Genomic DNA, 12,571 nt, shown 5'->3' on the forward strand with positions numbered 1-12,571 from the left:
CGCCGGCGGGGGGGGGGCGGGGGGGCGGCCCCCCCCGGGCGCCCCCCCCCCCCGGCGGGGGCCCCCCCCCCGCCGGGGGGGGCCCCCCCCCCCCCCCCGGGGGCGCCCCCCCCCCCCCGCCGGTGGACTGGTCACCCCAGGCGCCACTTCTGGTTCGCCGCGCCCGTGCACGCCCAGATCTGGGCTCTCGCACCGTTCGCCGACGAGTTGTCCGTGACGTCCAGACACTTGTTCGCCGCCGCGTTCACGACATTGCCCGTCGACGCGTTGTACGTCCAGCGCTGGGCGCCGGTCCCGTTGCAGTCGTACAGCTGGATCTTCGCGCCGTCCGCCGTGGACGCCCCGGTGACGTCCAGGCACTTGCCGAGCGCCTGGATCGAGCCATCGGCCTTCACCGTCCAGCGCTGCGCGGTCGAGCCGTTGCAGTCGTAGAGCTGCACCGCCGTGCCGTTCGCCGCCGAGCCGCCCGCCACGTCCAGGCACTTGCCCGCCAGCCCGGTGAAGGCGCCCGAGGTCTCCGAGCCGCCCGACTGCGTACCCGACCAGGTGAACGTCGCCGACGTCTTGCCCGGCAGCGAGTACGTGGCGTGCTGCGCGCCCCAGTTGAGGGTGACCGTCCTCGCCGACGCGGAGTCGTTGTACGCGATCAGGGCCTTGGAGCCGTCCGGATTGCGCCACGCGACGTTCGGCACCGACGCGCTCGCCGTCGACGCGATGCGCTGGGCGCCCGGCCGGACGAACTTCGTCAGATGGCCCATCGTGTAGTACTCGATCGTGTAGTCGACCTGCCCGTGCCGCGCGTCCCCGTTGTGGACGGTGATGAAACCGTCGCAGGTGCCGCAGCCGCCGTTGTGCGGCCCCCTGTTCTGATCCACGGCGAGGGACCACTTCGTCACCGACTTCGCCCAGTTGCGGGTGTAGTCGATGATGTTGCTCATGTCCTCGCGCTGCTGGTTGGCGATCCACGTGCCGCCCGAGTGCTCGGTGCCGAAGGCGTCGAGCTGCGGATACTGGTTGTGCACCGCCGTCTGCTTCGCCACGTCACCGCCGTACCCGTGCCACGCGATCCCGCCGAAGTTCGGATGCGCGCGCACCGCCGCGTCGTTCACGGTCGCCGCCGCGTAGGCGTCGTAGGTGTCCCAGTTCCAGTCGTGCGCCAGGACCTTCGTCGACAGGCCCGCCGCCTGGAGCTTCGGCAGCAGCTCGCTCTTGGTGAAGTACGCGAGCCCGGAGCCGTTCCAGCTCATCGACGGATAGCCCGCACAGCACGTCGGCTCGTTCTGCGCGGTGACGTAAGCGATCGGCACGCCCTGCGCCTGGTACGCCTGCACGTACTTCACGAAGTACGAGGCGTACGCGCCGTAGTTCTCGGCCTTCAGCCAGCCGCCGTTGAGCTGCCCGTTGTCCTTCATCCAGGCGGGCGCGGTCCACGGCGACGCCATCACGGTGAGCGCCGGATTGAGCGACCTGGCCTGTTTCGTCAGCGGGACGACGTCCGCGAGATCGTGTGCGATCGTGAACTGGTTCAGATTCGGATCGGTCTGCCCGGCCGGGATGTCGTCGTACGTGTAGCCGAACCGGGCGAGATCCGAGCCGCCCATCGGGTTGCGCAGGAACGACAGGCCGATGCCGTCCGTCGGCGAGAACAGCTTGCGCATCGTCGCGTCCCGCGTCGCCTGGCTCAGCGCGCCGCTGCTGTTCATCAGCCACGCCGCCGTGTCCGTGAAGGACGCGCCGCCGCCCGTGAACGTCTGGTACCGGGTGTTCTCGTCGACCGAGATGTTCTCGCCACTGCCGCCGCTGTTCGGCTGGAAAGCGAACGGCGCCTGGGCCTCAAGACCCCGTACGACATGGCGTCCGCCGCTGTCGTCCGTCGTCGTGAGATAGGCCGTGACCTGTTCGCCGGCCGCGTGCGCCGGAGTGGACAAGGCGCCGGTCAGGCCGCCGGCGACCAGGAATCCGGCGAGCAGGGACCGGGTGATCCGGCCCGCTCTGGTGGGGGTTCTCATCGAGCGCCACCCTTCTGATGGGGGGTGAGGGAAGGTGAAGGCGCGTGCGAGGCGTGAGTAAATGACGACGTGGCGTACCCGTCAAGAGGGGCGGACTTCATAAGCTGAACACACAAAGGCGTTCCGCCGCCGGAACGTTGGCTGTGTACCGGATCTGACGTGAAGTCTTGACGGGCCGCAATGCGCGCCAGTTAACTCACGCCCTGATCTAAGTCATGAGAGTTCAGTGAGGGTTGTGAGCCGCCCCGCTCGAAGGGACACCCATGCGAAGAGTTGACCCCCGCCGTCCGGAGGGGACCGGTACCCGTCGTCCGGTGGGGACCCGTGCCCACCGTCCGGAGGGGACCGGCAGGCGGCGCACCGCCCTGCTCGTCGCCGCCGGACTCCTCGCCGGGCTGCTGCCGTTCGCCGCCGCCGGACCGGCGACCGGGGCCGACGACCCCGCACCCGTCTCCGTCGACCGCTTCGAGGGCGAGGTGCCGTTCGGCGGCCAGCCCGCCGAGGGCATCTTCACGTGGGGCGGCGACGCGGACGACCCGCCCACGCTGAAGCTGGAGGACCGCGCCGACGCCCCCGAGGGCGCCAAGGTGCTCTCCGGCACGTACGACATCAGCGGCTACGGCGGCTTCACCCACGACTTCGCCGCGAACGAGCCCGCCCACGACTGGTCGGCGTCGAAGGGCATCCGCTTCTGGTGGTACGGCCAGAACACCGCGCCGCTGCCGCCCGGTTCGGGCAAGAAGATCAACTTCGAGATCAAGGACGGCGGCGCCCACGGCGAGGCGTCCGAGCTGTGGACGACGTCGTTCACGGACGACTGGGAGGGCTGGCACCAGGTCGAGATCCCGTTCGCCGACTTCGCGTACCGCACCGACTACCAGCCCGTCGGCGGCATCGACCACATCCTCGGTCTCACCGAGATGTGGGGTTACGCGGTCACCCTCCCGACCGGCGCCCCCGGCGCCTTCGCCATGGACCACGTCGAGCTGTACGGCAAGGCCGACCAGTCCCTGAAGGCGAACGTCCTCACCGACGCGGCCGTGTACCCGGTGAAGGAGGGCGCGAGGGCCGACGTGCGGATCTCCGTCGCCACCACCGGGACCGTCCCGCTCGAAGAGCCGGTCACCGTCGCCTACACCACCGAGGGCGGCACCGCGACGGCCGGCGAGGACTACACCCCGGTCAGCGGCGAGATCACCTTCCCCGCGGGCACCGCGTCCGGCGCCTCGCGCACCGTCTCCGTCCAGACGCTCCGCGACAGGGCGGCCGAGTCCGCGAAGACGATTCCGCTGAAGCTGACCGTCACCGGCGCCAAGCCGCCCGCCGAGAGCCCCCAGGTCGTCATCGACGCGCACGGACTGCCGTATCTCGACCCGAAGCTGCCCGTGAAGAAGCGGGTGGCCGACCTCGTGTCGCGGATGTCGCTGGCCGAGAAGGCCGGGCAGATGACGCAGGCCGAGCGCAACGCCCTCAAGACCCCGGGCGACATCGCCTCCTACGACCTCGGCTCGCTGCTCTCCGGCGGCGGCTCGGTGCCCAACCCGAACACGCCCGCCGCCTGGTCGAAGATGATCGACGGCTTCCAGTTGCGCGCCCAGGCGACCCGCTTCCAGATCCCGCTGATCTATGGCGTGGACGCGGTGCACGGCCACAACAACCTCGCCGGCGCCACCGTCATGCCGCACAACATCGGCATCGGCGCCACCCGTGACCCCGCGCTCGCCGAGAAGACGGGCGCCGTCACCGCCGCCGAGGTCCGCGCCACCGGCATCCCCTGGGACTTCGCGCCCTGCCTGTGCGTGACACGGGACGAGCGCTGGGGACGGTCGTACGAGTCCTTCGGCGAGGACCCGGCGCTTGTCGCATCGCTGGAGACCGTCGTCCAGGGCTTCCAGGGCCACCCGAGCGGCAAGGACCTCGCCCGGGGCGACAAGGTGCTGGCCACGGCCAAGCACTACGTCGGCGACGGCGGCACCGCGTACGGCTCCTCGACCACCGGCTCGTACACCATCGACCAGGGCGTCACCCGCGTCACCCGGCAGGAGCTGGAGGCCGTGCACCTCGCGCCCTTCGAGGAGGCGGTCAAACGGGGTGTCGGGACCGTCATGCCGTCCTACTCGTCGGTCGACATCATCGGCGACGACAAGGCCCCGGTGAAGATGCACGCCGACGCCGAGATGATCAACGGCGTCCTCAAGGACCGGATGGGCTTCGACGGCTTCGTCATCAGCGACTGGCAGGCCATCGACCAGATCCCCGGCGACTACGCGTCCGACGTACGGACCTCGGTCAACGCCGGACTCGACATGATCATGGTCCCGACGGAGTACGCCGCCTTCCACTCGACGCTCACCGCCGAGGTCGGCGCGGGCCGGATCACCATGAAGCGGATCGACGACGCCGTGGCGCGGATCCTCACCCAGAAGTTCAAGCTCGGCCTCTTCGAGAAGCCGTACGCCGACACCTCGCTCCAGAACAAGATCGGCTCGGCCGAACACCGCGCGGTCGCCCGCCAGGCAGCCGCCGAGTCGCAGGTCCTGCTCAAGAACGACGGCGGCGTCCTCCCGCTGAAGCCGTCGCAGAAGGTGTACGTCGCCGGGTCCAACGCCGACGACATCGGCAACCAGAGCGGCGGCTGGACCATCACCTGGCAGGGCGCGTCGGGGAAGACCACCGACGGTACGACGATCCTCCAGGGGCTGAGGAAGGCCGCACCCGGCGCCGACATCGCGTACAGCAAGGACGCGTCCGCCGCCATGGACGGCTACGACGTGGGGGTCGTGGTCGTCGGCGAGACCCCGTACGCCGAAGGCATCGGCGATGTCGGCAACGGCCACGACCTGGAGCTGAGCGCCGCCGACCGGGCCGCCGTCGACCGGGTGTGCGCGGCCATGAAGTGCGCGGTGCTCATCGTCTCCGGGCGCCCCCAGCTCATCGGCGACCGGCTCGGTGACATCGACGCGCTGGTGGCGTCGTGGCTGCCGGGTACCGAGGGCGACGGCGTCGCGGACGTGGTCTACGGCAAGCGGCCCTTCACCGGGCAGCTCCCGGTCACCTGGCCGAGGTCGGAGGCCCAGCTTCCGATCAACGTCGGTGACGCCGCGTACGACCCGCAGTTCCCGTACGGCTGGGGGCTGACCACGAAGACACGGGTGCCGGGGGGCGGCGAGCTGACGCTGAAGGTGCTCCAGCTCGCGGCGTCGGTCGCCGAGAAGGCGCACTCCGAGCGGGCGGGGCGCGAGGCTGTCACACAGGCGCGGCTCCTGGTCCAGCAGAAGGTCGGAGGGCAGGCCGGGGGGACGATGACGGCGGCGGTCGCGAAGCCGTTCGCGGACGCCGACCATCTGCTGCTCACCGGTCGCTTCAAGGACGCGGTGGTGAAGCTGACGGCCGCGTACCGGGCGGTGACCGGGTCCTGATCGAGGGCCCCCTGGCGAGGGCCCCCTGAGCGAGGCAGCCCGTCCCGGGCAAGGTGCGGACCCGGGACGGGCTGTCTCTTCGCGTTCTTCGCGATCTTCGTGCCAGGTCGTTCCCGTACGGCTTCAGGTAGCGTCGAAAGCATGATGGCCGCACCGCACAGAGGGCTCCGGGTGCTACGGGGTCCGGCGTTCCTCCTGGTCGCCGCCGCGATGGTGGCACTGCCCCTGACCGCGCCGCCCGCCGAGGCGGCCACCGGCTCCGCCACCACGACCGCCACGACGACCACCGCGGCGACCGACGTCGGCACCATCGGGGACGCGCTCCGCCAGAACCCCGTCTACGTCGACCCGGCCGCCTCCGCCCAACTGTCGACGGCCGACGCGAACGCCCTGGCCAAGAAGATCAAGGACGCGGACAAGCCCGTCTTCGTGGCCGTACTCCCGCAGGGCTTCCCCACCCAGAACCTGTTCAGCGACCTGCGCGCCGACACCGGCATCACCGGCGTCTACGGCGTCCGTCTCGGCGATCAGTTCAGCGCCCGCGCGGACAGCGCCGTGATGCCGCAGACGGCCGTCCGCAATCTGGTCACCAGCGTCCAGGGCGAGACCGTCACGGCGACGCAGCTCAGCGACTTCGTGGACCGGGCCGTGCGGACGGCCCATGGTTCGGCGCCCGCTTCCTGGGGCGGCTCCGGTTCGGGGTCGCCGGGATCGTCGTTCCCGACCGGGGCGCTGATCGGGGTCGGCGCGGTCGTCGTCATCGGCGGGGCGAGCGCGTACGCCGTGTCGCGCCGGAACACCCGCCGGCGCGAGGAGGAGCAGCGCGCGGGCCTGGAGAAGCTGCGGGTCGTCGTCGACGAGGACATCACCGCGTTCGGCGAGGAGCTGGACCGGCTCGACTTCCACCCCGCCGAGCAGGGCGCGGACGACGCGATGCGCGGTGACTACGAGAGGGCCCTGGACGCCTACGAGAACGCGAAGTCGGCCATGGCGTCGGCCCAGCGCCCGGAGGACGTCCGGGGGGTCACGCAGGCCCTGGAGGACGGCCGTTTCTCGCTGGCGCAGCTCTCCGCGCGGCGCGAGGGGCGCGCGCTGCCCGAGCGGCGCCCGCCCTGCTTCTTCGACCCGCGCCACGGCCCGTCCGTGACGGACGCGGTGTGGGCGCCGCCGACGGGCGCCGAGCGCGAGGTGCCGGTGTGCGCGGCGGACGAGGCCCGGCTGCGGGACGGCGTCGACCCGATGGTCCGCGAGGTCGACACGGAGACGGGCCGCCGCCCCTACTACGAGGCGGGCCCGGCGTACGGACCGTGGGCGGGCGGCTACTTCGGCGGCGGGCTGCTGCCCGGACTGCTCGTCGGCACGATGCTCGGCAGCATGATGGCGAGCCCCGCCTATGCCGCCGACTACGGCTCCGGATACGGGGACTTCGGCGCGGGCGCCGGATACGACGGCGGCGATGTCTCGGGCACCGACTTCGACCCGGGCGACTTCGGCGGCGGGTTCGGCGGTGGCGGGGACTTCGGTGGCGGCGGGGACTTCGGCGGGGGAGGGGACTTCGGGGGCGGCTTCTGAGCCGCCCCCGTGCCGCCCGTCGCCCGAGTCGCCCGTCCCCCGTGCCGGCGCCCGCTCCGGCTCAGACGGCGACCGTCTTGATCGCCGAGATGTCGAAGACCAGCTTGATCTTGTCCGAGACGAGGACGCCACCGGTCTCCAGGGCGGCGTTCCAGGTCAGGCCCCACTCCGAGCGGATCAGCTCGGTCTTGCCCTCGAAGCCGACGCGCTCGTTGCCGAAGGGGTCCTTCGCGGCGCCGTTGAACTCCAGGTCGATCGAGATCGGCTTGGTCGTGCCGAGGATCGAGAGGTCGCCGGTGATGCGGTAGTCGTCGCCGCCGAGCGCCTCGGCGCCGGTCGAACGGAACGTCATCTTCGGGTACTTCTCGATGTCGAAGAAGTCCGCGCTTTTCAGATGCCCGTCCCGGTCGGCCGAGCCCGTGTCGATGCTGTCCATGGAGACATCGATCGACGCGGTCGACTTCGACGGGTCCGCGCCGTCCAGGTGCAGCGCGCCCTCGAACTGGAGGAAGCTGCCCTTGACGTTGGTCACCATCGCGTGCCGGGCCACGAAACCGATCGAGGTGTGCGCCGGGTCGAGCGTGTAGTCGCCGGTCAGCGCCGCGAGATCCGGGCTGACATCGGTCGCCGCCGCCGGGCCCGCGTCGGGGTTGTCGCTCTTGCGGCCGAAGATTCCCATGACTGCTCCTCTGGGGACGAGCCCCGGCTCCGCCGAAGCTGTTGAAACTTCAATGACAGTGACCCTAGACCCATTCCGTTCAAGTTTCAACATCAAACGGTGTGTGTCGTGGCGGTTACTTCGCGGTGCTCATGCCTGCCCTCTGGCGGACGCGCGTAGACCTCGGGCACCATCTCCTTGCTCCACCTGCACAGCCGCACCAGGGCCGGCACGGTCATCAGCCGTGTCCGGTCCCGCACGTCCTCAGCTGTCCCACCCCACAGCACGGTCATCAGCAGGGAGGAACCCCCACATGAACCACCGTCCGAGGCTCCGTTCCGTCATCACCACACTGGCCCTGGTCACCGGCGCTTTCCTGGCGCCGGGATTCGGCGTCCTGAGCAGCGCGGGCGACGCGTTCGCCGCCACCAAGATCACCCACGCCACGGCGACCTCGATGTTCAGCCAGGTCGGCATCACCTGGTCGTCGTCGGGCGGCTGCTCGAACCGCAACGTGGCGACCTGTACGTCCTTCGACCAGCTCAACCTCACCTCCGCCCAGGGCGCCCAGACCCTGAAGCGGGCCACCGGCTGCGCCCTCAACATCACCGGAGGCACCGAGACCGGCCACGCCAGCGGCACGTACTCGCACTGGAACGGCTACAAGCTCGACTACGGCAAGAACACCTGTGTCACCAACTACATCAAGAACACGTTCACTTACATAGGCGTACGCGGTGACGGCTCCCCGCAGTGGCAGTCCGGCTCCGGCAACGTCTACGCGGACGAGGGCAACCACTGGGACGTCACGTACTACAACTGCGGCGGTTGCTAGTCCGGCAGACCGACGGTTCGCGGCCGGGTACCCCAAGCCAGGGGTGCCCGGCCGCCCCGCGAGGCGTCGCTTGGACTTAACGACAGCGGTACTTGGACTGCCGCCGCCCTTCCGGTCTCCGTCCGTTGACCCCGTGGTCACGCCGCCGATACCCAAGTCCCCATGTCGCGAAGATTCCGTGCCGCGTGCGTCACTGCCGCCGCTTCGTCCGTCGTGTTCGCCCTGGCGGGCCCCGCACTCCCCGCCGGTGCCGCCCCCACCCCATCGGCAGCCGTCGCCCCCCGGGCCGCCGGTGCCGACATCGCTTCCTCCCGGCTCACCGTCACCGTCGCCGACGACTTCCCGCGCGTCCTCGCGTACACCGACCGCGCCACCGGCGCCCGGCTCCTCGGCTCGACCCGGCCGGTCACCGAGGTCACCCTGAACGGGGCGCCCCACGCCGTACGCCTCACCGGCGCCCCCGTGATCCGGGGGTCATCGGCCGCGTACACGCTGGCCTTCCCCGATCTGCCCGGCGTCGAGATCGACGCCTCGCTGTCCGTGTCCGGGCGCGCCACCACCTTCAAGGTGACCGCCGTCCGCGACACCGCCGCCTTCCGTGTCGGAACCCTCGACATCCCCGGGCACGACCTGGTGTCCGTCGGCAGTACGGACGGCGGTGCCCGGACGGCGTTCACCCGGATCGACGACGACTCGACCCGTACCGCCGATGTCTTCGGCGAGGTCACCGGGGCGACCCCGGCGGACGCCGCACCGGTCGGCGCGTCCTACGCGCTGGTCAACACCGGCACGCTCGCCGCCGCCGTCGAGTCCAACTCCACGTACGACAAGCCGAGCGGGGCCACCGGCGGGGACGCCGCCCGGTTCTGGCACCAGGCCCGCAAGGACGCCGACGGCTCGACCCGGGTCGGGGTCTGGTCGGGTCAGTGGACCTACCGGGGCGAAGGGGCGCCCGCGCCCGCCAAGGGCGACGCGCTGCCCTGGGCGAAGGTCGTCGTCACACCCGACGCCAACGGGGACGGCACGGTCGACTGGCAGGACGGCGCCGTCGCCTTCCGCACCATCGGCGTCAAGGCCCAGGGCTCCGACGAGACGCCCGACCGGGTGATCAGCCATATCCCGTTCAACTTCGCCAGCCAGGCCACGCACCCCTTCCTGCGCACCCTGGACGACGTCAAGCGGATCTCCCTCGCCACCGACGGGCTCGGCCAGTTCGCGCTGCTCAAGGGGTACGCGTCCGAGGGCCACGACTCGGCCCACCCGGACTACGGCGGCAACATCAACCAGCGGGCCGGCGGCCTCACCGACCTCAACAAGCTGCTGAAGAACGGCAAGAAGTGGGGCGCGACCTTCGGCGTGCACGTCAACGCCACCGAGGCGTACCCGGAGGCCAAGAACTTCAGCGAACAGCTCGTCGACAAGTCCAGGCCCGGCTGGGACTGGCTCAACCAGAGCTACTACATCGACCAGCGCCGCGATCTGAACAGCGGTGAACTCGCCCGCCGCTTCAAGGAGCTGCGCGACGAGACCGACCCGAACCTGTCCATGATCTACGTCGACGTGTACTACACGCACGGCTGGATCGCCGAGCAGACCGCCGACGTCATACGCGACCAGGGCTGGGGTCTGGCCACCGAGTGGGCGGACAAGTTCGAGCGCCAGTCCCTCTGGTCGCACTGGGCCAACGACCTCGACTACGGCGGCCCCACCGCCAAGGGCCTCAACTCGAAGATCATCCGCTTCATCCGCAACAGCGAGAAGGACGTCTGGAACAACGACCCGGTCCTCGGCCAGACCGCCCTCCAGGACTTCGAGGGCTGGACCGGCGAGAACGACTGGAACGCCTTCTACGACACCATCTGGCAGCGCGACCTCCCGGCCAAGTACCTCCAGCAGGAGCAGATCACCCGCTGGAACGGCGACGACATCACCTTCACGGGCGCCGTACGCGGCACCGTCGAGGACGGCCGCCGCACCTACTACGACCACGGCAGGAAGGTCCTCGACGGCACGGACTACCTGCTGCCCTGGGACGGTGGCAAGAAGCTGTACCACTACAACAAGTCCGGCGGTACGACGAGTTGGGCGGTGCCCGGCACCTCGTACACCGTGTACAAGCTCACCGACAACGGACGCGTGAAGACCGGCACCGTGCGCGCCAAGGGCGGCAAGGTCACCCTGGCCGCCGAGGCCGGACAGCCCTACGTCCTCTACCCGGTGGGCCGCACCCCGAAGGCCGCGGACGCCGCCTGGGGCGAGGGCACGCCCGTCAGGGACCCCGGCTTCAACGACGCCCGGCTCGGCGACTGGCGGACCACCGGCACGGTCGCCCGGGACACCGACGGCAACGGCCGCAACAGCGCCTCGCTGACGGGCACTTCCCAGGCCGCCGTCGAGCAGCGGCTGACCGGTCTGACGCCCGGCAAGCGGTACACCGCGTCCGCCTGGCTGGAGGTCGAACCCGGCAAGGAGCGCCGTACCACGCTGTCGGCGGGCGGCGCGTCCGTGGCCGTCGAACGGTCCACGCTCAAGAACACGGTCGCCGCGAGCGACTGGCACAGCACCTACATGCAGCGCGCCAAGGTGACCTTCACCGCGCCACGGGACGGCCGCGTGACCCTGCGCGTCGAGGCGGCGGCCGGGTCGGCGGCGCGGGTGCGGGTGGACGACGTCCGCGTGGTCCGCAACGACCCGGCGCAGGTGTCCGGCACCCTCGTCTCCGAGGACTTCGAGAACGTCGACCAGGGTTGGGGCCCCTTCGTGAAGGGCTCCGGCGGCGGCGTCACCGACCCGCGCACCAGCATCTCCCAGCTCCACGCCCCGTACACCCAGGCCGGCTGGAACGGGAAGCTCATCGACGACGTCATCGGCGGCGGCCAGTCCCTGAAGACCCACGAGGGCAACAACGGCCTCGTCTACCGCACCACCCCGGCCACCGTCCCGTTCAAGGCAGGACACGCCTACCGCGTCGCCTACGACTACCAGTCCAGCCACTCCGGCGCCTTCGAGTGGGTCACCGGCTACGACCGGCTCGCCGACGGCGCCCCGCAGTCCGTCGAGACCCGGCGCACCGCGATCGGGCAGCAGCGCACCACCGGGCGCTTCACCGAGACGGTCACCGCGGGCTGCGGCGACACCTGGGTGGGCCTGCGGATGCGCGACGACGCCTCCGACAAGGCCGACTTCGTCCTGGACGGTTTCACCGTCACCGACCTCGGACCCGCCGCCGAGCAGCCCGCCTGCGGCACGCTCGCCGTCGCCGCCAAGTCCGCGACCCTGGAGCCCGGCGCGAAGAACGAGATCACGGCCACGGTCACCAACTACGAGGCGACGGACGCCCGGGACCTCGCGGTCCGGCTCGACCTGCCCGACGGCTGGACGGCCGAACCCGCCGGACCCGTCACCCTCGACCCGGTCGCGCCCGGCGCCAAGGCCACCGCGACCTGGCAGGTGACCCCGCCGGTCGACGCCCCGTACCGCGCGTACACGCTCGGCGCCAAGGCGACGTACACCGCGGGCGGCAGCGCCCGTACCCTCACCGCCGACACCTCGCTGCGGACCCTTCCGCCGCCGCCCACCGCCGACGCCTGGGCGAGCGACCTCGACTGGACCGACAGCGAGAACGGCTGGGGGCCGGTCGAACGGGACCTGTCCAACGGCGAGACCGGGACCGGCGACGGCGGTCCGCTGCGGATCGGGGGAGTGACCTACGCGAAGGGGCTCGGCACCCACGCGCCCGCGAAGATCCGCTACTACCTCGGCGGCCGGTGCTCCTCCTTCACGGCCGAGGTCGGCGTGGACGACGTCCAGACGGCGCGCGGCAGCGTCCAGTTCGGCGTCGTCGCCGACGGCACCGAGAAGATCAAGTCCCCCGTGCTCAAGGCCACCGACCCCGCGTGGTCGCTGAGCGCGGACATCGGCGGCGCCCGCTATGTCGACCTGGTGGTCGGCGACGGGGGCGACGGCAACGGAAACGACCACGCCGACTGGGGCAACGCCCGCTTCCACTGCGGGAGTTGACCCACCGCCGACGGAGCGCACCCCGCTCCGGCCTGTCGCACCATGGCCCCACCCACCC

General features: G+C 71.0%; 6 protein-coding genes. 4 read left to right on the forward strand and 2 right to left on the reverse strand.

Annotated features, from left to right (window positions below):
• Positions 1-131: 131 nt before the first annotated feature.
• Positions 132-2,009 carry a ricin-type beta-trefoil lectin domain protein gene (locus tag ACIQNU_RS25735; RefSeq protein ID WP_401370739.1) on the reverse strand — a complete coding sequence of 626 codons (1,878 nt, stop codon included), beginning with the start codon at positions 2,007-2,009 and terminating at the stop codon, positions 132-134.
• 314 nt (positions 2,010-2,323) lie between these two features.
• Here ACIQNU_RS25735 and ACIQNU_RS25740 point away from each other — a divergent pair, with 314 nt between their 5' ends.
• A complete protein-coding gene (locus ACIQNU_RS25740; protein ID WP_401370741.1) occupies positions 2,324-5,428 on the forward strand; it encodes a glycoside hydrolase family 3 protein in 3,105 nt (1,034 codons plus the stop codon).
• 141 nt (positions 5,429-5,569) lie between these two features.
• On the forward strand, positions 5,570-7,000 hold the full coding sequence (locus ACIQNU_RS25745; protein ID WP_401370744.1) for a hypothetical protein: 1,431 nt from the start codon (positions 5,570-5,572) through the stop codon (positions 6,998-7,000).
• Positions 7,001-7,061: 61 nt separating this feature from the next.
• On the opposite strand, the gene ACIQNU_RS25750 is transcribed toward ACIQNU_RS25745, so the two are convergent.
• The gene (locus tag ACIQNU_RS25750; RefSeq protein ID WP_401370747.1) at positions 7,062-7,679 is read right to left on the reverse strand and encodes a YceI family protein; all 618 of its coding nucleotides are present in this window, start codon (positions 7,677-7,679) and stop codon (positions 7,062-7,064) included.
• 292 nt (positions 7,680-7,971) lie between these two features.
• Here ACIQNU_RS25750 and ACIQNU_RS25755 point away from each other — a divergent pair, with 292 nt between their 5' ends.
• Both ACIQNU_RS25755 and ACIQNU_RS25760 read left to right on the forward strand, forming a co-directional pair.
• Positions 7,972-8,493 (forward strand): hypothetical protein, encoded by a 522-nt coding sequence (locus tag ACIQNU_RS25755; RefSeq protein ID WP_401370749.1) that lies wholly within the window; start codon positions 7,972-7,974, stop codon positions 8,491-8,493.
• A 162-nt stretch (positions 8,494-8,655) separates the two neighbouring features.
• Positions 8,656-12,513: an endo-alpha-N-acetylgalactosaminidase family protein gene (locus ACIQNU_RS25760; RefSeq protein ID WP_401370752.1), complete on the forward strand. Its 3,858-nt coding sequence runs from the start codon at positions 8,656-8,658 to the stop codon at positions 12,511-12,513.
• Positions 12,514-12,571: the final 58 nt, after the last annotated feature.

It is taken from the genome of Streptomyces sp. NPDC091292 (genome assembly GCF_044757265.1).
Classification (GTDB): Bacteria; Actinomycetota; Actinomycetes; order Streptomycetales; family Streptomycetaceae; genus Streptomyces.

Coding starts and splice junctions, on each gene's coding strand:
- ACIQNU_RS25735 (WP_401370739.1), bottom strand. CDS start 2,009: ATGAGAACCCCCACCAGAGCGGGCCGGATCACCCGGTCCCTGCTCGCC.
- ACIQNU_RS25760 (WP_401370752.1), top strand. CDS start 8,656: ATGTCGCGAAGATTCCGTGCCGCGTGCGTCACTGCCGCCGCTTCGTCC.
- ACIQNU_RS25755 (WP_401370749.1), top strand. CDS start 7,972: ATGAACCACCGTCCGAGGCTCCGTTCCGTCATCACCACACTGGCCCTG.
- ACIQNU_RS25750 (WP_401370747.1), bottom strand. CDS start 7,679: ATGGGAATCTTCGGCCGCAAGAGCGACAACCCCGACGCGGGCCCGGCG.
- ACIQNU_RS25745 (WP_401370744.1), top strand. CDS start 5,570: ATGATGGCCGCACCGCACAGAGGGCTCCGGGTGCTACGGGGTCCGGCG.